Annotated in this window: 21 protein-coding genes; 11 read left to right on the forward strand and 10 right to left on the reverse strand. The window is 46.5% G+C overall.

Annotation, left to right across the window (positions count from 1 at the left end):
* Positions 1–13: 13 nt before the first annotated feature.
* Together glgB and ACZ5DR_RS10845 are read right to left on the reverse strand one after the other, a co-directional pair.
* Positions 14–2,185, reverse strand: coding sequence for a 1,4-alpha-glucan branching protein GlgB (gene glgB / locus ACZ5DR_RS10840; RefSeq protein WP_377369218.1), 2,172 nt, complete (start codon positions 2,183–2,185; stop codon positions 14–16).
* 18 nt (positions 2,186–2,203) lie between these two features.
* Entirely contained in the window at positions 2,204–5,338 is a 3,135-nt protein-coding gene (locus ACZ5DR_RS10845; protein ID WP_377369219.1) for a phosphorylase b kinase regulatory subunit alpha/beta, read from the reverse strand.
* Between the two features lie 291 nt (positions 5,339–5,629).
* On the opposite strand from ACZ5DR_RS10845, the gene ACZ5DR_RS10850 reads away from it, so the two are divergent.
* Genes ACZ5DR_RS10850 through ACZ5DR_RS10860 form a run of 3 tightly spaced genes read left to right on the forward strand, consistent with a single transcriptional unit; the run spans position 5,630 to position 7,579 of the window.
* Positions 5,630–6,337 carry a phosphatase PAP2 family protein gene (locus ACZ5DR_RS10850; protein WP_377369221.1) on the forward strand — a complete coding sequence of 236 codons (708 nt, stop codon included), beginning with the start codon at positions 5,630–5,632 and terminating at the stop codon, positions 6,335–6,337.
* Positions 6,338–6,360: 23 nt separating this feature from the next.
* Positions 6,361–6,807 (forward strand): YqaA family protein, encoded by a 447-nt coding sequence (locus ACZ5DR_RS10855; RefSeq protein ID WP_377369223.1) that lies wholly within the window; start codon positions 6,361–6,363, stop codon positions 6,805–6,807.
* A 28-nt stretch (positions 6,808–6,835) separates the two neighbouring features.
* Entirely contained in the window at positions 6,836–7,579 is a 744-nt protein-coding gene (locus ACZ5DR_RS10860) for an SPOR domain-containing protein (RefSeq protein ID WP_377369225.1), read from the forward strand.
* Between the two features lie 15 nt (positions 7,580–7,594).
* Here ACZ5DR_RS10860 and ACZ5DR_RS10865 read toward each other — a convergent pair whose 3' ends face one another.
* From ACZ5DR_RS10865 to ACZ5DR_RS10880, 4 genes are all read right to left on the reverse strand, one after another.
* Positions 7,595–10,531, reverse strand: a complete 2,937-nt coding sequence (locus tag ACZ5DR_RS10865) for a hypothetical protein (protein WP_377369227.1) — start codon at positions 10,529–10,531, stop codon at positions 7,595–7,597.
* A gap of 3 nt (positions 10,532–10,534) precedes the next feature.
* Positions 10,535–11,383 carry a fimbrial biogenesis chaperone gene (locus ACZ5DR_RS10870; protein WP_377369229.1) on the reverse strand — a complete coding sequence of 283 codons (849 nt, stop codon included), beginning with the start codon at positions 11,381–11,383 and terminating at the stop codon, positions 10,535–10,537.
* Between the two features lie 2 nt (positions 11,384–11,385).
* Positions 11,386–11,811, reverse strand: a complete 426-nt coding sequence (locus tag ACZ5DR_RS10875; RefSeq protein ID WP_377369231.1) for a DUF4402 domain-containing protein — start codon at positions 11,809–11,811, stop codon at positions 11,386–11,388.
* A gap of 66 nt (positions 11,812–11,877) precedes the next feature.
* On the reverse strand, positions 11,878–12,447 hold the full coding sequence (locus tag ACZ5DR_RS10880) for a DUF4402 domain-containing protein (RefSeq protein ID WP_377369233.1): 570 nt from the start codon (positions 12,445–12,447) through the stop codon (positions 11,878–11,880).
* A 141-nt stretch (positions 12,448–12,588) separates the two neighbouring features.
* On the opposite strand from ACZ5DR_RS10880, the gene ACZ5DR_RS10885 reads away from it, so the two are divergent.
* The 4 genes from ACZ5DR_RS10885 to ACZ5DR_RS10900 all read left to right on the forward strand — a co-directional run bounded on the left by ACZ5DR_RS10885 (position 12,589) and on the right by ACZ5DR_RS10900 (position 16,722).
* On the forward strand, positions 12,589–13,200 hold the full coding sequence (locus tag ACZ5DR_RS10885; RefSeq protein ID WP_377369234.1) for an HAD family hydrolase: 612 nt from the start codon (positions 12,589–12,591) through the stop codon (positions 13,198–13,200).
* 33 nt (positions 13,201–13,233) lie between these two features.
* Entirely contained in the window at positions 13,234–13,989 is a 756-nt protein-coding gene (locus ACZ5DR_RS10890; RefSeq protein WP_377369236.1) for a class I SAM-dependent methyltransferase, read from the forward strand.
* A gap of 105 nt (positions 13,990–14,094) precedes the next feature.
* Positions 14,095–16,053 carry an acetate--CoA ligase gene (gene acs, locus ACZ5DR_RS10895; RefSeq protein ID WP_377369238.1) on the forward strand — a complete coding sequence of 653 codons (1,959 nt, stop codon included), beginning with the start codon at positions 14,095–14,097 and terminating at the stop codon, positions 16,051–16,053.
* 27 nt (positions 16,054–16,080) lie between these two features.
* Positions 16,081–16,722: a LuxR C-terminal-related transcriptional regulator gene (locus ACZ5DR_RS10900; RefSeq protein ID WP_377369240.1), complete on the forward strand. Its 642-nt coding sequence runs from the start codon at positions 16,081–16,083 to the stop codon at positions 16,720–16,722.
* Here ACZ5DR_RS10900 and yidD read toward each other — a convergent pair.
* Entirely contained in the window at positions 16,694–16,981 is a 288-nt protein-coding gene (gene yidD, locus ACZ5DR_RS10905; RefSeq protein WP_377369241.1) for a membrane protein insertion efficiency factor YidD, read from the reverse strand. The two genes, ACZ5DR_RS10900 and yidD, sit on opposite strands and share 29 nt — an antisense overlap.
* A gap of 94 nt (positions 16,982–17,075) precedes the next feature.
* Between yidD and ACZ5DR_RS10910 the strand changes: the two genes are divergently transcribed.
* Genes ACZ5DR_RS10910 through ACZ5DR_RS10920 form a run of 3 tightly spaced genes read left to right on the forward strand, consistent with a single transcriptional unit; the run spans position 17,076 to position 20,852 of the window.
* Positions 17,076–17,939, forward strand: a complete 864-nt coding sequence (locus tag ACZ5DR_RS10910; RefSeq protein ID WP_377369243.1) for a prephenate dehydratase — start codon at positions 17,076–17,078, stop codon at positions 17,937–17,939.
* A gap of 6 nt (positions 17,940–17,945) precedes the next feature.
* Positions 17,946–19,940, forward strand: coding sequence for a TonB-dependent receptor plug domain-containing protein (locus ACZ5DR_RS10915; RefSeq protein ID WP_377369245.1), 1,995 nt, complete (start codon positions 17,946–17,948; stop codon positions 19,938–19,940).
* A 12-nt stretch (positions 19,941–19,952) separates the two neighbouring features.
* Positions 19,953–20,852 carry a hypothetical protein gene (locus ACZ5DR_RS10920; protein WP_464543541.1) on the forward strand — a complete coding sequence of 300 codons (900 nt, stop codon included), beginning with the start codon at positions 19,953–19,955 and terminating at the stop codon, positions 20,850–20,852.
* On the opposite strand, the gene ACZ5DR_RS10925 is transcribed toward ACZ5DR_RS10920, so the two are convergent.
* Positions 20,826–21,587 (reverse strand): alpha/beta fold hydrolase, encoded by a 762-nt coding sequence (locus ACZ5DR_RS10925; protein WP_377369248.1) that lies wholly within the window; start codon positions 21,585–21,587, stop codon positions 20,826–20,828. The genes ACZ5DR_RS10920 and ACZ5DR_RS10925 overlap by 27 nt on opposite strands.
* 88 nt (positions 21,588–21,675) lie before the next feature.
* Here ACZ5DR_RS10925 and ACZ5DR_RS10930 point away from each other — a divergent pair, with 88 nt between their 5' ends.
* Positions 21,676–22,302 (forward strand): CDP-alcohol phosphatidyltransferase family protein, encoded by a 627-nt coding sequence (locus tag ACZ5DR_RS10930; protein WP_377369250.1) that lies wholly within the window; start codon positions 21,676–21,678, stop codon positions 22,300–22,302.
* On the opposite strand, the gene yfaE is transcribed toward ACZ5DR_RS10930, so the two are convergent.
* Both yfaE and nrdB read right to left on the reverse strand, forming a co-directional pair.
* Positions 22,299–22,589 carry a class I ribonucleotide reductase maintenance protein YfaE gene (yfaE, locus tag ACZ5DR_RS10935; RefSeq protein WP_377369252.1) on the reverse strand — a complete coding sequence of 97 codons (291 nt, stop codon included), beginning with the start codon at positions 22,587–22,589 and terminating at the stop codon, positions 22,299–22,301. The two genes, ACZ5DR_RS10930 and yfaE, sit on opposite strands and share 4 nt — an antisense overlap.
* Positions 22,570–23,703, reverse strand: a complete 1,134-nt coding sequence (gene nrdB / locus ACZ5DR_RS10940; protein WP_377369254.1) for a class Ia ribonucleoside-diphosphate reductase subunit beta — start codon at positions 23,701–23,703, stop codon at positions 22,570–22,572. The genes yfaE and nrdB overlap by 20 nt, the downstream gene beginning before the upstream one ends.
* Positions 23,704–23,769 lie beyond the last annotated feature (66 nt).

Genomic DNA, 23,769 nt, shown 5'->3' on the forward strand with positions numbered 1-23,769 from the left:
TAACGCGTTTGTGTTACTCGACCCATTTAAAAGCAACGGCCGCCAAGGGCGGAACTTGCAAAGTCAGGCTTTGGTCACGTCCATGACTTGGGGTGTTCTGAGTGTTGTATGACGCTGCCACTGGGTAGTTGCTGCCTGTGTATGCTTCATCATCAGAGTTAAAGATGCACTCATAACGACCTGCCATAGGGGTTCCAATACAGTAGTTTTCCTGTGGTGTCGGGGTGAAGTTCACTACCACAATAATGTGTTCACAAGAGCCTTTCGCTTTACGAATGAAGGCTAATATTGAATTAGCAGAATCGTCTAAGCTGATCCACTCAAAGCCACTAGGGGAATGGTCAAGATGGAGGGCTGGCTCGTCCTTGTAGAGGTGGTTCAAGGTTTTCGTCAGTTGCTGTTGGCCTTTGTGGAAGTCCACATCAAGCAGATGCCAATCCAGAGAGCGTTCATGACTCCATTCCATACCCTGGGCCAGCTCGTTGCCCATAAAATTAAGCTTCTTACCCGGGTGGAAGTACATGTAGCTGGTAAAAGCACGCAAGTTAGCAAACTTCTGCCAAGCATCCCCCGGCATTTTAGCAATCATTGAGCCTTTCCCATGTACCACTTCATCGTGGGAAATAGGCAAAATGAATTGTTCATCGTAGGCGTAAACCATGGAGAACGTCAGCTCTCCTTGGTGGTACTGGCGGTAGATGGGGTCTTTGCTGATGTACTCTAAGGAGTCATTCATCCAGCCCATGTTCCACTTAAAGCCAAAGCCGAGACCATTCATGTAGGTCGGTTTGGACACGCCAGGGAAAGCCGTGGACTCTTCGGCAATGGTGAAGCAGCGGGGATGGTTGAGGTAGACGGTTTCGTTGAGGCGGCGTAAAAAGGCAATCGCTTCGTAGTTTTGGTTGCCGCCGTCTACGTTTGGCACCCATTCTCCGTCTTTGCGAGAGTAATCTAGGTACAACATAGAGGCGACCGCGTCGACTCGCAGTCCATCAATGTGGAATTCTTCCAGCCAGAAATTCGCGTTACTGATTAAGTAATCAATGACATGCTCTTTGCCAAAATCGTAAATCAGGGAGTTCCACTCCGTATGCCAGCCTTTCTTAGGGTCTGGGTATTCGTATTGTTTGGAACCATCGAAGTTGCCAAGGCCATGACCATCGGTGGGGAAGTGGGCGGGCACCCAATCCATAATCACGCCAACACCTGCTTGGTGGAGTGCATCCACCAAGGCTTTGAATTCATCTACTGTGCCGTAGCGGGAGGTTGGAGCAAACAATCCAACCGGCTGGTAACCCCATGAGCCATCAAATGGGTGTTCCATAACGGGTAGCATTTCAACATGGGTATAGCCCATCTCAACCACGTAGTCGACCAGTTGCTGAGTGTGTTCCGTGTAGCTTAACGACGTACCATCCATGTGTTTACGCCAAGAGCCAAGATGTATCTCATAAATGCTCATTGGGGTTTCGTAGGTGTCTTCGATAGGTCGCTCTGTCCATTGCTTATCTTGCCAAGAATAGCTGTTTGGTTTGCAGACGACACTGGCAAATGATGGGAACTGCTCGATGTACTGGGCAAATGGATCGGTTCGGTGGGGCAGGATGTCACCATTCGCGGCCCGGATTTCGAACTTGTAGCGAGCGCCGGGCTTTACATCTGGAATAAAGAGTCGCCAAACGCCATCCCCATTACTGGACATAGGATGTATGCGACCATCCCAGCCGTTGAAGTCGCCTACCACTGCTACCGAGCGGGCCGCAGGGGCGTAGACGCCAAAGCGTGTGCCATCAATATGCAGTTCTTGGGTGACTTCAGCAGAAGCTGGGATAGCGCCCTCTTTTTTGTATAACGTGGCGCTGTGATATTCGGGATCGTTGAAGGTGGTCGAAGGAAACTGATAAGGATCGACTATGGTAAAGCTACTGTCGGGATAAGTGATCCTCAAACGATAATGTTCTGTCTCGAGTGTGTTTGGCCAAGGGAGTTCGAACACACCTTTTAGGGTGGTTTCCTCCATCTCACCGATAAGGGTGTCTGAATCGATTTTAAGTACTTCTATGAGGCGAGCTTCCGGGCGCCAAACAGTAAGTGTTTTACCTTTGCCTTTAGCATTAGGCTTAACGCCTAAGCATTTGAAAGGGTCGGAACAGCGAGCGTTTACAACGTCGTTCAGAAGATCCATTAACTTCTCCAACCAATATTATTTTTTAGGTGAGGTGTGCTGCTGGCTATGCAATTTTGTCACTGCCCAACTTAGGTAGTGATTCACCTTGTTAGGCGTCAATTGGGCGAACTCATCCAATGCCATGTCATAATCGCTCACCTCAGGATGATCGTTCTTATACTGTTGTACATGATCCAATGCCGCTTTGGAAACTAAAACGGGTAAATTCACCTCATCTATAAAGTTTCCTTCTGGGTGTTGCTCGCAGAACTGGATAAAGGCATACAAGCCTTCAAATATTAGGCACTTATACCAACTTGGGGTGATGTCTGAGGTCAGGGATTCTATTAATAAGGCAAAAGTGTCTTCCCCTGGCGTCATAGAGCTAAGGGTGGCCTTGCTTTCTAACACCGTATTACTCTGCAGATCGCCGAAAACGATACGGCCGGTTTGACTTAAGCTGTCCCACAGTTTTAGCAGCATTTCCTCAGGCATTTTCGTGATCAGACCTTGGCCTGTACGCCACTCGAACCAGTCTATGTCTTTGGCTTTGCCTTCTGCACTGTCTACCCGTTGGTGATATCGCACACTGGCTACCACGTGGGTGTACTCTTTATGTTTTTTAATCAACACATCACATAAGGTCTCGTACAAGGCCATGGGTGAACAATTAGACAGTGTGTTCATAATGTCTGGAGTGTTCTGCTCTACCTCTTCATTGAGCTGATACGCACACAGGTAAGCAAGGTTCTGTAGGCGAATCGTCCGCACACCGCTGAAGTATTCAGGGTGGATCTTGAGTAGGGTTCCGGTGATGGCTAATAGTTCGTGATACACCACGTTTGTGAGGCCATCCACTGCGTGTTTCTTGAATAGGTCAAAGACTTCTTCTCGATTCAATGGGGCCGTAATACTGGATTGGTTTTTTGAGTTTTCTCCAATGATGAGAACACGCTGACGCACCGTGATTTCTGCAATATGGGTTGCCATATCCGTGGTGGGATGGATCATCAAGGAGAATAGTTTACGCACGCACTGCCAGCTTCGATGGATCAAAGCATTGGTGTATACAGAGTACAAAATGGATCGAACAGTGGTGTGAATTTCGTCTTGTACGACGCTTTTATCTAGCTCATTACGATGCCCTAGTTCTAGTAAAATCTCCGTAGCATCTTTCAAGGATGGACGGTTGGCTAGTGCGTCGACCAGTTGGTCTGTAGACAGTGTAGGAATCTCAGTCAGTGTTGCCTCTTGATCCATGCCCAGTGGCCATGGAGACTCGTAGACAGGTAACCGAGCCCCTAGCTCACTGCCATGGGGCATCTCGAATCTCATGTAACGGCGGCTTCCCGATTTGAAAGCATTTTTGGCTGACTGAGGGATCACACGAAATTCGCTAAACTCTCGATTCTGCAATTTTTTTATGAATTCGAAAAGGTGGCTCGCACCTTCCATTTCCGCCAAAGCTTCATCAATTAGAATGGCGAATACCGCATTCCCAGGGTAATACCAGTACTCAGAGAGAATCGACAGCTCATTACGTATGTGCTGCTCAAACAGAGCGGGATCAGTTTTGCGATAATCTCTGTCTTCATTTTGGAACCAGGCTAAGCAGAGGCAACGTTGATCATTCACCACGTAGGGCTGGGCAATGGCTAAGGTATGCAGTGCACGGGTGGGGCGACCACTTAGGCCTAATCCCTTTGAGGCTCCGACGTTCACATAGAGTTTGATCAATTGTTCTGAGCTGATGGTTTGAATCGGACTGATTTCATCAACGGTTTGGCACAGACAGCCTGCATCTAGAAGCTGTTGCTTTATTTTGTTGTTTTTAGCGAGCACAACCATGGAAATATTGACGTTTTTGCGGTTGTGCTGCTTACGATGGAGACCAAGGGGGTCGAGGTCGTCAGTGGTAATGAGTTCGTCATCGAGCATTCGTCCGACCAAGTAGAGACTTTGAGCCCAAACAAGGGGAAGGTTGTCGTTGGCGACTCGAGGTTGTGAGCCTGGGTTGGCTTTTTCCGCAAGGATATTGGCTTCTTCTACGTAATAAAGCTCAGGAAGCAGCATTTCTCCATCACGTTCAACCATGAGGGTCTCTAGCTTGTAGCGATAATAGTTAGCGCTTTCCCAATCCCGTGCGAACAATCGATCAATGTACAAGTAAGTGAAGAATAGGGGCCATTCGGACTCTATGTGCTCAAAATTAATCAGCTCGTCGTATTCGTAATAGATACGGCTGTGGTCTTCTAGCACGGTTTGGTGACCATCTAATAAGAAGCGTTTACAGCCATAATTTCCCCCAAGTTTGTCTAATATCTCTTGGCGAGTACGGCGTTTTAGTTTTTCGTCATTCACAGCAAAAGCGGGGAAGCCGATAATGCTTAGTAGGGCTGCATCCACTTCTTTCGATCGGGATTCTTTGGGTAATAAGGCCTCTAGAGCGGAACCTGCTCGAGTAACCGCATCCGCGAAGGAGTGCACCACAGCCCACTCAGGGCCATCCGCACCAAATAGGTTTAGGCCGTCTAATGCTTCCAGTGCGGCTTTCGCCATGCCCACGGAGCTAGCGTTGATTTCTGCTTTACCATTGTTGACCTTGTTACCCCGTTCCCAAATACCAAAGTCTGGCGTGCGGTAAGTCCGTGAAATGTAGTAGATCAGGTTTTGAATGAAGTTCATTTCGTCTTCTGAGTAAATGAGCTTGCTGCCTGATTTTGTCATTTGGGCAAGGGTGAGCAGGTATAAGCTAGTCGCGTCGATTTGCAGATGGCCCCAGGCGTCATCGGCGACCACTTCAAGGCCTGTTTTGGTGTCATATTTAGCGTGTAGAGAATCTTTAGGATCAAGGGTTTGTTTGAAGCGCTCTACTTTATGGGATTGGCGCATCATGGCAAACAATAGTCCTCGCATCATTTTGATGCAGGCGTACTCTAGCTTATGGGCCCGTTTGCCAGGATTTGATGCTCGTTTGTAAGCGAGAGAAAGAGCCCAGACAGCTTGTATAGAGTAGACGTTGTCTCGTACCCATGCATCCGTGTAGTCCCCGTGGGTATTGATACTGGTGCTCGCAGGAAAAAGCCCCGTCACTGGGTGCTGGCGGGAAAGAATTACCTTATCTATGTGTTGATAGAGGGAGTCGAGTTCGCTAGGAATATCAAGCGCCATGTAAAAGGTCCCTTTTAAAATGAGTAATAGAGTTCACATGCAAGTTTAAGGCCTTAGTTCTCACCGGATAGGATTTGTCCTACGATCTTTCAGCGGCCAGAACTATGAGTCTACTCTAATTTCCAAATGTGAACAGTGTGTGGAACTAATGGCGATTTTTTATATCCAATCCGGGGTAATTTGGTTTACACTGGATCGAGTAATCAGCGTTTTGGTAATGGATGACCTAGTTCCAATGCTGTTTAAAACTCGAGTACCAAAAACAAAGCTGTTAATTTCAGAAAAATAGATATGAAGATTCCTTTTCCATTTGGCTATGCCTCCATCAGTTTCATTATTTGTTTGATCATTTTCCTTGGCTGGCCAAATATCGATGTTGTCGTTTCTTCGTGGTTTTATAACCCTGTTACGGGCAGCTTCCCTGCTAACGATGTTCCTTTCGTTAAATTTATTTATTGGTTGTTTAAAGAAATGCCCGCTGTGATCGTGCCTGTACTTCTGTGGTTATCGATTATGACGTTGTTTAAAGCAGCACCGGATTGGAATAAGCGAAATCGCCGTAAGTGGTATTTTATGCTCGCATTTCTATTAATCGGCCCAGGTATTATTGTTCATACTGGCTTTAAGGATAACTGGGATCGGGCTCGCCCTCGTCATGTGGTTGAGTTAGGCGGTGATAAAGCTTTTACCCCTGCTTGGGTTATATCTGATCAATGCGAACGTAATTGCTCTTTTGTCAGTGGTCATGCGGCCATGGGGTTTGCTTTCATTGCGTTAGGCTGGGTGCTCCAAAGTCGGATGTGGCTGACGTTTGGACTGTTCATGGGCTTGTTTGTAGGTGGGATACGAGTGTTACAAGGAGGGCACTTCTTAAGTGATATCGTGTTCTCAGGTTACATTTGCTATGCCTCAGCATGGGTCATGGCTAAGCTTATTTTAGGCTCTGGGGATATCTCTCCAAAAGATAAAGAGCCGCTAAATCCAGAGGTTGTGAAATAAGTCTCCTAGGGGACTTTGTTTCTATGATCGACTTAATGCCTGAACTTGTCGGGCTTTTTTTCACTTCTTTTTTCGCCGCAACACTGCTCCCAGGGGGCTCCGAAGTCATTTTATTGGCCTTGGTTGCGGCGCATCCAGACGCCAGTGTGTTGGCACTCTTTACCGCAACAGTCGGCAATACTTTAGGCGGCTTGACCAATTGGTGGTTGGGGCGTTATCTACTTCAATATCAGGATCGGCGCTGGTTTCCGGTCAATCAAACAGGGCTTGAGCGGGTTCAAAGCACCTTTACGAGGTTCGGGCAATGGAGCTTATTGTTAAGCTGGCTACCGATTATTGGAGATGCCCTTTGCCTTGCGGCGGGTGTTGCCAAGTTACCCCTATTAAACTCTGCCATTTTGATTTTAATTGGAAAGGCAGCTCGCTATGCAGCATTGGTGCATGGGACAAACGCCTTTCTTTTATCGTAATATGGGCCTGTCAATTGGGAGTATTTATATGAAACGATTTCAATTATTGGCTCTTACTGGTTGTGTGGTCATGGTGGGGTGCGCGTCGCAAAAGCAAGATCCAGATGTGATGAGCAATGCCCAGCTACAGTCCGCTTTGCAAGCGCAGCAACAGGAGTGGGAGGCCATGAAGCCCCAACTTGAGCGAGTGCTGGCGCTTGAGGCAGACCTCAAATTGATAGTGGAATCTTTGGAGCCCGTACCTGAGTCACAAGACAGCTTGACCCAGCAGGCGCCGGTGGTTGCTTCTGACGATATGGAAGGTGAAAACACCTCGTCAGCACCTGTGTTGCCAAGTGCTGCACTGGCAGATATGCCAAATGGTAATGGCTCAAGCCAAGCTAAAGAGCCTGATCCCATGGCGACTCCGGAGCCATCGAACATATCGCCATTTAAGCAAGCGCCGCCAAAAGATGCTGTGACGGCGAGTTTCTATGGGGAGGAAGAAAAGAACCGTGACTTCCCATATTTTGGTGTTCAGTTAGCGGCCTATGCCAACGAAACTCTTGCCCGCCAGGGCTGGCGCAAAATGAGTCGCATGTACCCAGAAGAATTTGTTGATACGGCTCCTTTAATACACCGATCTGAGGTGAAGGGTAAAACCTATTATCAGCTTATTGTGGGTCCTTTCTTGAAAAAAGCCTATGGTGACGACTTTTGCAATATGCTGAAACAAATGCAGCAGGACTGCTTAGTGACCCGTTACAAAGGCGACCCCTTCCTAAGTTTGTAAACACAGGGCGGTGCGTTAGCGCCGTCTTATTCTCTTCACAGAGCAGTTGGCTGGATTAACTATCTCGCAAACTCTGTCGGCTGATTGTCGGTCTTTATTAAAGGCTGCATACAAGGTGTATTGTCCGTTCGAATGGGCATAAAAATGTTCGAAGTTTTGCAGCTTCGGGAATTTTTGATTGAGTACTTTCCAGTAACTGTTGAGCGTCTCAATTGATGAGAATTCACCCAGTGATGCACTGTAACCAGGTTGATTAAACGCCTTACGTAGGATGATATCTTGACCACTAATGACGTCTTTACTGGTGCCATCGATGGTGACAGGACTCGGTGTGAGCCAGTCATTCTCAATGAGGTAAGCTTGTTTTACTCGAATGCTATAATTTCCAGGTGGCAGGTTGTTGATCAGATAGTAGCCATCAAACTCTGATAGCAACTCTTTGATGGTGATGCCGAACTGATCAATGACTTCAATAGGTACATAGGCTAAAGGGGAGGAGGTATTTGCTTCTTTGAGTTCTCTTACCGTTCCCTCTATTTCAACGGATACGACAATAGGAATTTCCAGTCTTTGTATGGCTCCCGGAGAGGGGCGTACCGAGACTCCTGAGTTTCGCTGGATCATATAGGGGTCTGGTAAGGTTGTTTCGTTAATATCAATATCGGTTTGTTTGAAGGCTGCTAAGGACGGTAATATGGCAACGCCTGACCCATCTGTAGTGGCTTGTTTGATGGACGGAGTGCTAAATACTTCGACACCAGGTAGCGGCGAATCTGAGCCATCAAAGACACCATTATTATTACGATCATGGTAAACAAAAGCAGAGATACTGCCTTGATTGACGAGGGTTTGATTTGAAGCGAATACTCTATTAGAAGTGCTTCCAATACTGATCTGCCCTAATAGTCCCGCAGACCAGCCTCTGTTGTCATTAAAGTCCAGTCGAGATGTTAGGCTGAATTCATTAGGGCGCCAGCTAAAAGACAGGTTGGTGATGTTGTTATCATTGTTAAAATCTCGGGTGTAGCCGATTCGACCGCTGGTATCCTCAGAGAGGTCGCCACTTAGTTCTGTGTAGAGGCTGTCTATTTCTGTGTCAGGGTGGGCGGTATAACGATTGCCTATGCGCCAAAAATAACCATTTAGGTAGCGCTGCAGTTGCATATCCCCAGTGGTTAAGTTGTCGTTATTACTGAGCCATACCAAACGGTTGCTGAGGTAGCTGCGGCCCAGTTGAGTACCTAATTGATTAGTTAATCGATAATAGTTTTGGTCGTTATTTTGAAGGTATTCGACTGATTGCTGATAGGATAAGCCAATATTTGACAGTGCTCCGGTTATCCGCGCTTCTTGGGACTTAAAGTCATTCCATACCATGTTTTCGCTATCGTAAACGCGACTCTCACGATTGATTAAGCTGACGGATTGTCCGCTTAATAGGGTATCCAATTGATACAGGCGACGGTGCTGGTCATTTTCTTGGTCCAATAAATCAATCGATAACAAGGCTTTGCCAAACAATGCCAGCTCGGATCCAAAGGAGGTTTCATCCAGATTAGAGAACTCTGAGTTGTTGTATTGCTTGATGCCGCCATATAGGTTGAACCAATCCGTTAGACCGTAAGAAAGTTTCGCACTCAGAAGCCTATCTCGTTTTTCATCGGTGTTTTCAATGTATTTATCTAGCAGTCGAGAGCCTTCATCTACGACAGAAATATCGTATCGGAACTCACCTTGTTCACTGCTGGTGGTGCTGACGTAATAGCTTCTAAAATCCCGTTCAATTTGCCCTTGAGGGCCATAAAAGACCACTTCAATTTCGTTGTTTCCGAATACCAGCGGTAGACTGGGGAAAAAGTAATGACCGTCCTGAACATTTATCTGGCTGGCCACCAGTAACTTGTTGCGATAGATCTCCACATCCCATCCAGGCTGAATATCACCGGTAAGGTCAATGCTGTTACCCCCTTGGTAGGTTAGGGGGCTGTTGCTAATTCGCGCCCCTCGGGAAATAGGGTCGGCATTGAGCGGGCTAATCCGAGTGGCACGAATATCACCAAATTGTACTTCTGTGGCACTTAAAGGTCCTAGCAATTCCCCTTCGAGTGAGTAGCGGGAGGCTGATAGTCGTGCATCCCCTAAGTCATTTTCAGCATCAGTGGTGAAGTAGTACTGAGTATTAAAATACGCCAAATCATTAGCGCCTAAGACTGACATGGAATGGGAATCGGGGCTGTTTTCAGCTGTGCTGGCGCGAAACTGAATATCGAGCACAGGCCTGCTGATGGGAGAGTAGCCGTATTCTTGCAGTGGGTACTTAGGCTCATTACTAAATACTTGTAAGCTATCGAAGCGGCCCTGCCGAGCCAATTTTCCAGCTAGGGGAATGGGAGTATTTGGTACGACTGACACAGATAAATCCTGGTAATTCACAATCAGTGCTAGGTCGAACCAGTTTTCTAACAACTGGGTATCCACATAAATATCGCCGTCTAGGGTGATATCTGCTTGTGTTGCGGTCATTTTTTCGGTGCCAGACACTATGCTCCAACTTTGATCGTCCTCTTGAGTACTTAGAGAAAACTTAAACTCTGGAGATCTAGCCCAGCCTTGAGCGTTAGCTTGGGCAATATTAACGTCTATTGGGAAATCCAACGCCCGAGTAAAGTCAGTCAGACTGATTTGCGCGCCATCGGAGGTTTTAATGGCAAAAATATCCCCCAGACTGTGTTTTTGATAGGTCAAGTTTAGGATCAGTTCTTCACCATCGGGTATGCGAACAAATGCCAATGATGGGTCTGCTGTCAAAGGAGCAATGGGGGTTGTAACGCTAGGGAGTTCCACTCTACCTGCATCAATCTCGCGATATTTGTCACGTAATTGCTCAAGGGGGGATGCAGCAACCCCAAGGGTTGGCAAAAATAGTAAAATTAGACTCCAAAGGCGTAGCATAGGTTATTGGACTGACCTAATCATCTGGGGAGTGATGGTGAGTGTTTTAGTGCTAAAGACTTGCCCCGAGAACTCCTGTTGTCCCTCAAACCTGACAGTAAGAGTACCTGGCTCAAGCTTGAATGACTCCCAAGGAAACTGGATCTGAGCGTTTGGGGTTTCTGGGTATAGGTTGTAACCATTAAGAATGCCCACCTGTCTTTGGCTGCCACCTTTCGGTTGCCATAGGGCAATCAAGCGACCATGGGAACTAAATTTATCCCTATGGGTAAATGCCACCTTGATGTAAGTGATGCCTGAATCTTTTTGGGTAACTAAAGAAAGATTAGTGATGCTCGGGTTTACCGATAATTTGCCCTCTCGGTATAGGATCGGCAAGGTGTAACTTGTCAGCATGTTAAGTTGGAAACTGGGGCCTTGCTGCTTGGGGGCGGCCTTCTTCTCTAAAGGGGGTAGGGCTGTGAGCGTTAAATGTGAGCGGTACTCTCCATCCATCATTCCTTGTTGTTTTCGTAACAATAGTTTTACGGTTTGGCGTTGGCCGGGTTGAAGGGTAACCTGCTTTGGACTGACGCGAATAATGCGCTCAATGGAAGAAAACTGCTGTTTTTCTTGTTCAGTCAGCTCCCGATACCCACCCTGGGGTAGGGCAATGAGTTGCTTCCATCCGATCCTATAGGCACGAGTTTCATTGCCAGGATTGATCAGGGTAATTGCGGCGGACCGGTTACGTTCATCCAGTGTAATACGGGTTGGGGAGATAAGTATGTCTGCAAAGCTAGGGGCAACGGATAGACCAAGTAGCAAAACCAATGCGGCTGTTTTGATATGAAAAAAAAGAGATTGGAGCATAATTAATAATTGACCGTTATTTGAAATTGGGCGGTGTATTGCGTGTTGCTAAAGGCTGAAGAGCCACTGCCCGACGTGCTTAAGGTGCCTCCCACGTAGATAGTCGCTTCACCTGATGCATCGGTGGTGATATAGGTTGTGGTGTTCACATTGGTTAGGGAGAATTGCTCGGTCGAGGCTTGGCTGCTAGTTGAAGTAGATGAAATGACTTGTGTTGTAACCGATAAGACCTGATTCGTAGGAAAGTTAGAAAGCAAATAAACACCCCGCTGGGCGTCTTCAATAGGGTGCACATAGCTAGAGTAATATGCTCGCCCTGAGGTTGTAACGTTAATGGTCTGCACTGCAGTGTTATCGGAGACAGCAACGGTACCAAACGATAATGGCGTTAACTGGGTGATATCGGCGAATGTGTTTCCACACGACACAGCGGCGAACCAGGTTATGGCTCGTGCTGCGCCGGTTGGTATTCTCAACAACAACATTCGTTAGACTTAATAAACTACTTCCACAGAAAAAGTGCCGCTGTAGGTTTCATCAGTATAAGCCGCTACGTTAGTTGTGCTTAATGTGGCGCCTACAGCAAAAGTCGCATTGCCCGTAGAGTCTGTCGCTAAATTCGGTGAACCACTAGTGTAAGCGGTCGCTGTGCTGGTCGTGACAGTTGCTTCAAATGAGTCAACTGTGAAAGTGGCGGAGTTAGAGCCTGACAAGGTGATGGCCGAAGTTGGTAAGTTGAGCGTTAGATTTGTATTAGGGGCTACTCCGGATACAGTAAACGTTGCTGGAGCCCCCGCAGCGATTTCGACTAGGTTTGCAGTCGAGGGAGTGGTGGCTGTGAATGTTGAAGTACCGCCATCGGAAGGTATGGTTAAAGTGGCAACTGTGGTGCCAGATGTATCTGCTAAAGCGTAGACTGTGCCGAAATCAAGAATGTCGCCAGGGGTAATGGTAATGGCATTCTGTACGGTAACACTGGCTGTCTGAGTTGCTGTTTCAGCAACGCAAAAAGGTGTACTCAGAACCAGTGTAGAAATAGCCATGTATTTAAGTGAGTTTCTCATAGCGTTTCCTGTGTAAAATGTTAATCCCTCATGTTATGTCGACATTGTTTACTAAAACTTTAATCAAAGTAAATGTTTATCTAGTGGCGCTAAGTGATTATTTGTAATCCATATTACCTAGTTGTTCTGTAAGGAGTTTATTTGGGCACTATAGATGTTGTGTTATTTGACCTTGGTAATGTATTGGTCGATTTGGGCGGAAGTGAACGCTTTAGCTCTATTTTTCAGGTGAATGCAAAAGACGAGTCTGTTATGTGGGAAAAGTGGTTACATTCTCCCGCAGTGAAAGCCTTTGACCGCGGGTTAATCTCTTTAGAGCAGTTTGCAGAGGGCTTATTAGAAGAAATGCAAAGTGATCGATCTTCTAAAGAGTTTATTCAGGCGTTTATTGATTGGCCGGTTGGCTTATTTGATGGTGCTAAAGAACTCTTGCATCAAATACCACCGGTCTATCATAAAGCCGTGCTTTCCAATACTAATGATGCCCATTGGGGACGTATATTAGATGAGATGGGATTAGCGGGGCAGTTTCACAGTTATTTTGCTTCCAACCAAGAAGGCCATGTGAAACCTGATGACAAGATATTTCATCGCGTTATCGATGATCTCGGCGTTGCGCCAGAACGTATTTTGTTTCTCGATGATAATTGGCTGAACATAGAAAGTGCACGAAAATTGGGAATGCATGGAGAGCAAGTGAAAGGTGTCGAGTGCGCCAGAAAAATACTTTATAACTATAATATTATTGCTTAACTCCCCTTAAACCTGTTGTCTGAGTCCTAACCTATGCGCACGTTCGATACGTCTACTTCAGCCATCTACTCAAGAGTTCGACCAACTTATCCAGCGGAGTTGTATTTTTGGTTGAGCCGTCAGGTGCCTAATACGCAAAGAGTATGGGATTGTGCCTGTGGCACAGGACAGGCTTCTATTGATCTTGCTGCCTATTTTTCCCAGGTTGAAGCAACGGATATTTCAGAAGCTCAGATCGCAAAAGCCACGCCTCACCGGCATGTGAATTACACAGTGCAACCTGCTGAGTCGACCCACTTTCCAGATAATCATTTTGATGCCGTATGTGTTGCCCATGCGCTTCATTGGTTTGAGTTAGACGCCTTTTGGGTTGAGGTAAAACGGGTATTAAAACCGGGGGGTAAAGTCTTTATCTGGGGATACAACTGGGCTCAGTTTGAATCGGAATTAGATACAGCGGTCAGGCAACATATTTTATCAATTCTTAAACCTCACTGGCCTGAGAAAACTGCGTTATTGCGGGAGCAATATCGTGCGATTGAATTCCCGTTTGAAACAATAGAAACCCCTGAGTTTGATCTTAAATGCCGTTGGACCATGTCTCAGGCATTTGCTTTTATGCGCACTTGGTCCGCGGCACAAATTATGGTGGAAAACCATGGGGATGAACGGATTTTACAGGCAGAGTCTGCCGTGGCTGAGGTTTGGCAAAACCCTCAGAAAAAGCAAAATGTGAAACTGCCATTTTTTGTTTATGCCGGACAATTTAAAGAAGCTGACCCGAACTAACAGATCATGTGGTGACATGCGTTAGACTAAAGTGGGATAGCCTACAATTGTTCATGGCTTATAGTGGATTAAAGCATCCGATTAAAAATAACAATGGAGCCAGTCATGTCACAATCTTCCTACACAGAGCAGATGGATTACACTTATTCCAATGCGAATGTTAGCCAAGCAGAATTCGAACAACGCTACCAAGAATCCATTTCTAATCCAGAAGAGTTTTGGCGTAAAGAAGGCCAGCGAATCGATTGGATCAAGCCTTATACAAAGGTTAAAAATACCAGCTTTGCCCGTGGCAATGTGAGTATTAAATGGTTCGAAGACGGTGAGTTAAACGCCGCTTACAATTGTATTGACCGCCATTTACCTGAAAAAGCCGATAAAGTCGCATTCTATGTTGAAGGGGACGTGGAAGGCGAAGACAGTATTGTCACCTATCAAACTCTGCACGATGAAGTAGGGCGACTTGCCAACCTATTACGTAAGCAAGGGGTCCAAAAAGGTGATCGTGTTGCCATCTATATGCCGATGATCCCACAGGCAGCTTACGCTATGTTAGCGTGTGCTCGTATCGGCGCGATCCACAGCGTTATCTTTGGAGGCTTCTCTGCTTCAGCGATTGCTGATCGACTCAACGACTGTTCAGTGAAAGTGGTTTTGACCGCTGATCAGGGTAAGCGTGCGGGTAACACCGTCCCTCTTAAAAACAATGTCGATAAGGCCCTTGAAAATAATGCGTGTCCATCAGTAGAAAACGTCATCGTTTACCGCTACACCAAAGCGGATGTGAACTGGGTCGAAGGTCGAGATTTGGATTGGGCTGAACTTGCTGCACAAGAAGGCACCGAGGCGGCACCAGAGGCTATGAACGCGGAAGATCCATTGTTCATCCTTTACACTTCTGGTTCGACAGGTAAGCCAAAAGGTGTTGTGCATACAACGGGTGGTTACTTAGTGTATGCCTCGCTGACTCATGACCTTGTATTTGATATCAAGCCTGATGACATTTACTGGTGTGCGGCAGATGTGGGTTGGATTACCGGTCACAGCTACATGGTCTACGGGCCTCTGGCAAATGGCGTGACCAGTGTACTGTTTGAAGGGGTGCCAACGTACCCTGATTCTGGACGTATTGGACGAGTGGTCGACAAATTTAAAGTGACCCAACTGTATACGGCACCAACGGCCATTCGTGCCTTGATGGCTAAGGGCGATGAACCCATGGCGACCAGCTCCCGTGATTCTCTGCGCGTGCTGGGCAGTGTGGGTGAACCAATCAACCCAGAAGCCTGGGTGTGGTACCACAAAAATATTGGTAACGGTAAATGCCCGATTGTGGATACTTGGTGGCAGACTGAAACCGGTGGTTTGATGATGACCCCTCGAGTAACGGAAACCAATCCTAAGCCAGGTTCTTGTACGTCTCCTTTGTATGGGGTGCAACCTGCATTGGTTGATGCAGAGGGCAATGAAATCACTGAAATGGGTGTAGAAGTGGAAGGAGGCTTGGTTATCCTAGATTCTTGGCCAGGCCAATCCCGTACCGTTTATGGTGATCATGAGCGTTTTGAGCAGACCTACTTCAGTACGTTTGAAGGCAAATACTTCACCGGAGACGGTGCTCGACGTGATGCGGACGGTGCCTACTGGATTACCGGACGAATGGACGATGTACTGAACGTTTCGGGTCACCGTCTAGGCACGGCAGAAATTGAAAGTGCCTTGGTGGCGCATCCAGCTGTGGCAGAAGCCGCAGTGGTGGGTTACCCCCATGACCTGAAGGGTCAGGGTATCTATGTGTACATTATTCCGAATGCTGGTGTAGAACCGGATGAAGAGCTGACAAAATCTGTCAAGATGATGGTGCGCCAAGAAGTCGGTCCTATCGCGACTCCAGATCTTGTACATTGGGCGACTACTGGCCTACCTAAAACTCGTTCCGGTAAAATCATGCGTCGAATTTTGCGCAAGATTGCTGCCAACGAACACGACCAATTAGGTGACACAAGTACCTTAGCAGACCCAAGTGTGGTTGATGATTTAATCGATAATAGGTTAAATAGCTAAACCATATGTCTTTGTTAAGGAAAGCGAGTGATTTCACTTCTTATCGCGGATGACCATCCACTGTTTCGTAGCGCACTGACGGGTGCGCTACGAGATCAAATTGGTGACGTAGAGATTCAGGAGTCACAAGATCTAGAATCCACATTAGGTGCTTTAAAAGCGAATCCTGATGTGGATTTGCTTCTTTTAGATCTTAATATGCCTGGGGCAGGGGATCTTTATGGCTTAATACGTATTCGGTCAGATTTCCCAGATGTTCCGATCGCCGTTATTTCAGGCAGTGAAGAGATTGCCGTTGTTGCCAATGTTATCGAGGCGGGCGCCCTGGGTTTTATCCCGAAAACCTGTGAACCCAAGGTGTATGCTCAAGCCATATCCTCTATTTTAGAAGGAGATCTTTGGTTGCCGGATGGCATGTCGGAGCAGCTAGATAACCTTCCTGCTCCTAATCTAGATATGCAGCGCCGAGTGGCTGAATTGACACCGCAGCAATACAAGGTTTTGTGTTATCTGCATGAAGGTTTATTAAACAAGCAGATTGCCTACGAACTGAACATCTCCGAAGCGACGGTTAAGGCCCACATAACGGCTATTTTTAGAAAGCTACAAATCAATAACCGTACCCAAGCAGTACTCGTTGTCAGCGATCTGAATCTTCAGTTGATTTAGTGCCACAACCACATTGATTAGAGTGCTTGGACTTCTTTTCGGGCACTAGATCAATGCCTCCCTCATGGAATGGGTGGCAACGAGACAGCCTTTTTAATCCCATCCATGTGCCTCTAATGATACCGAATCGCTCGATTGCCTCTATCATGTATGCCGAGCAGGTGGGGTAGTAACGACAGTTATTACCCAGTATTGGACTTATCAAATACTGGTAACCCTTAACCAATTTTATAAAAATACGTCTCGATGTCTGCTTCATATAGGTGGGATCATTACTTTTATTGTCAATTTTGTGTTGAAACGTGCATAAATTTGGTACTGTTTCTTCGGTCTTAATCTCAGGTGGCGGTAGGATGAGCGACTCTTATAATATTTTGAATGTGGATCAAGTGGTAGCCTATCAAGGAGAGCCTGGGGCTTATTCCCATTTGGCGTGTAAACACTGCTTTCCAGATTGGCATATGATCCATTGCGCCAGTTTCACCCAAGCCCTTAAAAAAGTCGAAGAAGGCGTTGCCCATTATGCCATGATACCGGTGGAAAACTCGACAGCAGGGCGAGTGGAAGAAATCTACCGGGAGCTCAAGGGCACCGAACTGTATGTGGTGAAAGAGCATTTCGAGCCGGTTAACCACTGCCTCATCGGTACTTCTGGCTTGTCATTAGACGCTATTGAGCGTATTGGCAGTCACCCCCAAGCCTTGGCTCAATGTTCCAATAATATCCAATTGCTGAATGCTACCCCTGTGGCCATGTATGACACAGCGGGAGCAGCCAAATTATTGGCCCAGTCTCAAGAGCAGGGTTTAGCAGTGATATCCTCATCACTTGCAGCAGAGCTCTATGGGCTAACCATCCTCAAAGAACATTTTAATGATGTGGCGGGTAACACCACACGGTTTTTGGTGTTTTCAAAACAGCAAAAAATGCCCGTTTACGAGGAGGGACAGCGCTACATCACCTCCTTTATGTTCAAAGTTCGTAACATTCCTGCAGCGCTTTATAAGGCTATGGGAGGGTTTGCGACATACGGAATCAATATGTTGAAGCTGGAAAGCTATATGCTAGATGGCCAGTTTACAGCGACTCAGTTTTATGTGGATGTAGAAGCCCACTTTCAATCACCAAGCATGCAGGCAGCATTAGAAGAGCTTAGGTTTTTTTCTGAAGATTTGCGTATTTTAGGGACCTATTATGCAGACTCGTATCGGATTTGAGGTGATATGACTCGTAAACTATTTGGACTCTTTTTGGGTTTCATAGTGACCACTGGTACTGCTCAGGAGCTTGAAGGTCTTGATAGCCTTGATAGCTTAATTTTTGAAGATATCCCGGTAGTAGTGACCCCTGCAAAAGTGGAGCAACCTCGGGTAGAAGTGTCTTCGACCTTGTCTATTTTAGATGGAGAGTTCATTCGTCGGACGAACATCCAATATGTGGAAGACCTACTGTTTTTTGTTCCTGGTTTTTTTGTCGGCCCTTATTCTAATTCTTACGATAAGATTGCGGTGTTCCATGGTACTGAGTTAGACCGATATCGACGGATCCAAGTACTGGTTAATGGCCGCTCGGTTTACAGTTCAGCTTATGCACGTGTGGATTGGGCTGCTCTGTCTGTGAATGTTGAAGACATAGAGCGTATTGAGGTCAACCGTGGTCCTAATGCCTCCAGTTACGGTGTGAACTCCTTTCTAGCGGTCATTAACATTATTACCCGAAGCCCTCTTGAAACACTTGGTTCAAGTGTGAATATCAGTCATGGCATGGGGCAGTATTCCGCAGATGGTTTTGATTCGAGACTGTATGCCCAGCACAGTGCGATCAAGGATAACTGGAGTGTTCGAGCGTCCGGCTCAAAAGGCTATGTGGCGGGGTATGAAGAAGACTTTGATGGCAATGCGCGCCAAGACGGCCATGAGCGCAGTACCGGTAACGTGCTGGTCGTGTATGAAGATGAGAAGCAAACCATTGATTTTGACCTAGGGGTCACTCAATTGGATGCGGTGGTGGGCAAAATTCGAACCACAGGGGTGTCCTATGTGGACGATGAGCCTGAGTTAGATTATCAACGGGAGCACTTCAAGACGGCATGGGAAGGGGTGCTGTCCCCGGAACACACACTAAAAGCTCAATATTTTTATGAAAAATCTGATCAGGTAGAAACCCATGATATTGGCGTGGCTGGGATTGTCCTCAACACGCTGTTTGGGCAGAGCGTTGATAACAGTACTATTTATTATGGGGACTTGGTCACAGACTTAAAAGAAACCCGCCATGATATTGAGTTGCAAAGTACTTGGACCCCTAATCATGATTATCGGTTTGTGAATACCTTGTCTTATCGTCAGGACGAAGTGTATTCAAAGACATACTTTAACGGCGGTTATACGGAAGAGCTTCTCAGAGCTTCTTCTAACTTAAGTTATCGTGCTTTAGATCCATTGATTATCAATGGCGGTGTCATGTGGGAGCACAGTAAGTTAACGGGAGAATATGTTTCGCCGCAATTGGGTGCCACCCTTAAACTAACCCCACAGGCTTCCATTCGAGCCAATGTATCAAAAGCGTATCGTACGCCAGATTTGTATGACCAGCAGGCCCAATGGTCTTATGTATTCAATGGGATACGCTCGATACCAGCGAATGCATCAGGAGAAGAGGCGGAAGAGATTACCTCCTATGAAATTGGCTATTTTCAGCATGTACCCCGTTTGGGTTTGACCTATGATCTATCCTTCTATCGGGAAGAGCTGCGTAAGCTGGTGCCCTCCACTAAAAAATACGAAGATGCTGTGGCGGACGGTAGTTTAAGTCGTGGCTACACTTATGATGCAGACATTGAAGGGGTAGAGTTTGAGGTGGATTGGCGCCATTCCAATGGGGCCATGGTCCGAGCGACCGCTGCCTACCAAGATACCCAGACGGAAGAAGAAAAGTTATTGGTGACTGTAGCGCCATTGGTTACGACCTTGTTCATAAGTGCACCGCTACACGAAAACATTTGGTTTAATACCAGCTATATTTATGGAGAAGATATGGCGGAGTATGACTACAAGTTATTAAATACTTGGCTTGCCTATAAGGTTTCTAATGAAAAGATTGATTTCAGTGCTGGTTTAGGGGGGAGTAAACGGCTGGATGAAAATTCATATATTAGAAAAAACAATATTTCGAGTAATCGGACAAGATATTACTTGTTCGCCAATTTAAATTTTTAAATAAATCGAGAGATGATGAAACGGATTATTCTCATACTCATAAGCTGTTTAAGTTTTGCTTCAGTGCAAGGGCAAACCTACGTCTACCATGAAGGAAGAGAGACGGTTGCCCATGTGTTGGCGTTAAATTTCGAATCTAATTTCGACTTATCCGTGAGTGTTCTCAGGGATGTAAAGCGTCCCTTCGATCCGGACGATGTGGTCATGGCAGTAGGGCTCTCAAGTTTCAAAACTGTTTGCGAGCAGCCTAATATTCCCAATGTGATTGCGGTGTTTGTTGGTGAAGAGGAGTTTTACTCTGCCGCCGAATCCTGCATTGGGCAAGCCAGTGCTGTGTTTTCTGGAGCGCCGGTTGCATTGCGACTGCAGGTGCTTAATTCTTTTTGGGAAGGGCGTTCTCCGATCGCTTTTATTTACAGTAAAGCGCTACCTGTTCAGACCGAAGTCATTCGAGTGGAAGCAGAGCGTTTGGGGCGTGAAGTGAATTTTGTTGCGGTGGAAGAAGGGCGAGCAGCCTCCTTGCGATCTCTCAGTAGCGCGTTAGAAGAGTCTGATTTGGTGATGTCGGTTTATGACTCAGAGTTGTTCGACAGTCAGTTCTCAAAAGACGCCATTCGTCTAATGTTTCAAAAGAAAAAATTGTTTTCAGCCCATTCCCTTCAGTTGGTGAAAGCGGGGGCATTGTTTGCCTTATACAGCAGTACGTCACGAAAGCTTGAAGCCGTAGCGGATCAGCTTCAGAGTTTCGAACAAAGCTCCCGATTACTGCCACCCGCTTACCCAGCAGGTCTTCAAGTGGTGTTTAACCCATACCTCATTAGGATGTATGGGTTGGTGTTGCCAACGGATGCTTTCCTGCTAAGCGAGTTTGGGGTGTGCCCTGAATCAGGTTGTGAGGAACCGCTTTACTAAGCCTGCAAAAGGTACAGGTTTTTCCGCATGCAGCCAGTGACCCGTGTCGGGAATCATCTTCACACTGGCATTGGGAAAGAGTGCGAGCGTTTGCTCTTGGAACTTGGCTTGGATATAAGGGGAATGCTCTCCCTTGATGAATAGGGTGCTTGTGTCTGTTGCTTTGTCTATTTCTGGCTTGGCGAGTATGCTGTCATAGCCTTCTTTCAGTTCCTCTAAACCTAAGTGGATATAAAAGCCTTCGTCACCCCGTTGCAGGTTTTTCAGAAGAAACTGACGCACGCCCATGTTTTCTTCATGGGGCGCTAGGATTTGATCCGCTTCCTTACGGCTATGGGGGTGTTGCTCGTTAATCTCAGTCAGCCCCTTAAATATCTCTAAATGGCTGGCTTGGTAATCCACTGGTGCAATATCGGCCACAATCAGCTTTTTGATCTTCTCAGGGAAATCGTGGGTCAACTGCATGGCCACCTTACCTCCCATGGAGTGTCCAAGCAAAAAGATGTTCTCTAATGACTGTTCCTCCATCCAGCTGTTGATCTCGGCCGCCATTTTCTTGTATGACACAGGAGAGAGGTTGGAAGATTTGCCATGATTTGGCAGGTCTAAACAATATACGGTGAAATCTTCCTGCCACTTTTGCGCAAGGGAGTGCCAGTTGTCTGCATTGCCAAATAAGCCGTGGAGGACAACCAAAGCAGGTTTATCGCTGCCATATTGTTTTGCATGAATCATTAAATTTCCCTTAGAGGTAAGCAATGGTGTGACAATATGGTATCAAACTCGTCTAATAATTCGCACCGATAGATAAAGGATAGATTTCGTGTTTGATAAGTATTTAATGCCACTCACACATAAGCCATTAAGAAGGGTGGCCAACCTGTTGGTACGCTATGGTGTACGAGCAGATCAGGTGACCTTGGTAGGATTTGTTATTGGCATGATGGGAGTGCTGGCCATTAGCCTTGAGGCGTATCTATGGGCGTTGTTTGCCATTCTGTTGAATCGAGTCTTGGATGGGGTCGATGGGGCGGTAGCAAGGCTCTCAGGCACGACCGATGCGGGCGGCTATTTGGACATAGTGTTGGATTTTATTTTCTACTCTGGGGTGGTACTGGGCTTTGCCTTGGCAAATCCTGCAACCAATGCGTTGGCTGCCAGCTTTTTGATTTTCAGCTTTATGGGGACAGGTAGCAGCTTTTTGGCCTTTGCTATCATGGCGGAAAAGCACGGCATAACCACCTTGGAATACGGTAAGAAGTCTTTGTATTTTTTAGGTGGGATTACGGAAGGCGCGGAAACCATCGCGTTTTTTGTGGTCATGTGTCTATTGCCGCAATACTTTGCGTATCTTGCAATAGGCTTTGGTATTCTTTGTTTGATTACCACTGTGACCCGCATCTTGGCGGCTTATCGCACGGTTAGTCAGGCAGAACAAAAATCGCCTTAGAAAAAGGCGATTTCAATATCACTTTTAACAATGGCGCAACAGGCCAACATGTACCCACTTTGCACCCATGCAAGGGGCTCAATAGGGTAGTGTACCTTGCCCCAAAGCAACTTGATGGCGCAAGAGGAGCAATACCCTTCACGACATTGGTACTCCACTAGCACCCCAGCCCTTTCAAGCTGGGGAAGAAGCGCTTCGTCTTCGGTGACGAGAATTTGCTTCTTCCCGAGTAGTACCCGGTGTACGGGGCGATCTTCGTGTTCTGTATTAGAGGTCGAAGTCGTCAAAATCCGTCTCATCTAGATCGTTGTCGATTTGGCCGACCAAGTAAGAGCTGATTTCTGCTTCTTGTGGTGCAACTTGAACATTGTCGCTCACAAGCCATGCATTGATCCATGGGATTGGGTTGTTCTTGGTTTCAAAGTACGGCTCCAAACCAATGGCTTGCATACGAACATTGGTGATGTATTCAACATACTGACCTAGGATCTGAGCGTTTAGACCGATCATTGAACCGTTTTTGAAAAGGTAAGTTGCCCAATCTTTTTCTTGCTGTGCGGCTTCGATGAAGATCTCAGCGACTTCTTGTTGGCATTCTTGGGCAATGGTGGCCATCTCTGGATCATCACGACCTGCCGCCATAAGGTTCAGCATATGCTGGGTGCCGTTTAGGTGAAGGGCTTCGTCACGTGCAATCAGTTTAATGATTTTTGCATTACCTTCCATTAGGGTACGCTCTGCAAAGGCGAAGCTGCACGCAAAGCTCACGTAGAAGCGGATGGCTTCTAGCACGTTGACAGACGCTAGGGTCAAGTACAGTGCCTTTTTCAGGGTGTACATGGTCACTTCAACTGGGCCTTTCTCTGGTACCTCATGGGTACCTTCCCCTAAGGTGTTGTAAAGGTTCACCATCTCAATCAGGTTGTCGTAAAACTTAGACACACTGACAGCACGTTTTGCGATCTCTTCATTAACGATGATGTCGTCAAAGACTTTAGTCGGATCGTTGACGATATTACGAATGATGTGCGTGTAAGAGCGGCTGTGAATGGTTTCAGAGAAGGACCAGGTTTCGATCCAAGTTTCTAGCTCTGGTAGAGAAACAATAGGCAGTAGAGCAACGTTTGGTGAGCGGCCCTGAACACTGTCTAGTAGTGTCTGGTACTTTAGGTTGCTCAAGAAGATATGCTGCTCGTGTTCAGCAAGCTTCAGGAAGTCTTTACGGTCGTTAGAAAGGTCTACTTCTTCTGGGCGCCAAAAGAATGACAGCTGCTTTTCTATAAGCTTTTCAAAGATAGGGTGTTTTTGTTGGTCGTAACGTGCAACGTTGACGTTTTCGCCAAAAAACATGGGTTCTTGAAGGCTATCAAATTTTTTGCGATTAAAAGTAGAGTAACTCATTGATGAAAGAGGTCCTTAAAAGGCGTATTTCAAACCATTAAAAATAAAATATTCTGGGCGGAAAAA

Source organism: Marinomonas vaga, from assembly GCF_055388305.1.

Coding starts and splice junctions, on each gene's coding strand:
- ACZ5DR_RS10915 (WP_377369245.1), top strand. CDS start 17,946: ATGACTCGTAAACTATTTGGACTCTTTTTGGGTTTCATAGTGACCACT.
- ACZ5DR_RS10890 (WP_377369236.1), top strand. CDS start 13,234: ATGCGCACGTTCGATACGTCTACTTCAGCCATCTACTCAAGAGTTCGA.
- ACZ5DR_RS10850 (WP_377369221.1), top strand. CDS start 5,630: ATGAAGATTCCTTTTCCATTTGGCTATGCCTCCATCAGTTTCATTATT.
- acs (WP_377369238.1), top strand. CDS start 14,095: ATGTCACAATCTTCCTACACAGAGCAGATGGATTACACTTATTCCAAT.
- yidD (WP_377369241.1), bottom strand. CDS start 16,981: ATGAAGCAGACATCGAGACGTATTTTTATAAAATTGGTTAAGGGTTAC.
- ACZ5DR_RS10860 (WP_377369225.1), top strand. CDS start 6,836: ATGAAACGATTTCAATTATTGGCTCTTACTGGTTGTGTGGTCATGGTG.
- ACZ5DR_RS10855 (WP_377369223.1), top strand. CDS start 6,361: ATGATCGACTTAATGCCTGAACTTGTCGGGCTTTTTTTCACTTCTTTT.
- ACZ5DR_RS10845 (WP_377369219.1), bottom strand. CDS start 5,338: ATGGCGCTTGATATTCCTAGCGAACTCGACTCCCTCTATCAACACATA.
- glgB (WP_377369218.1), bottom strand. CDS start 2,185: ATGGATCTTCTGAACGACGTTGTAAACGCTCGCTGTTCCGACCCTTTC.
- ACZ5DR_RS10910 (WP_377369243.1), top strand. CDS start 17,076: ATGAGCGACTCTTATAATATTTTGAATGTGGATCAAGTGGTAGCCTAT.
- ACZ5DR_RS10865 (WP_377369227.1), bottom strand. CDS start 10,531: ATGCTACGCCTTTGGAGTCTAATTTTACTATTTTTGCCAACCCTTGGG.
- ACZ5DR_RS10870 (WP_377369229.1), bottom strand. CDS start 11,383: ATGCTCCAATCTCTTTTTTTTCATATCAAAACAGCCGCATTGGTTTTG.
- nrdB (WP_377369254.1), bottom strand. CDS start 23,703: ATGAGTTACTCTACTTTTAATCGCAAAAAATTTGATAGCCTTCAAGAA.
- ACZ5DR_RS10925 (WP_377369248.1), bottom strand. CDS start 21,587: ATGATTCATGCAAAACAATATGGCAGCGATAAACCTGCTTTGGTTGTC.
- ACZ5DR_RS10920 (WP_464543541.1), top strand. CDS start 19,953: ATGATGAAACGGATTATTCTCATACTCATAAGCTGTTTAAGTTTTGCT.
- ACZ5DR_RS10880 (WP_377369233.1), bottom strand. CDS start 12,447: ATGAGAAACTCACTTAAATACATGGCTATTTCTACACTGGTTCTGAGT.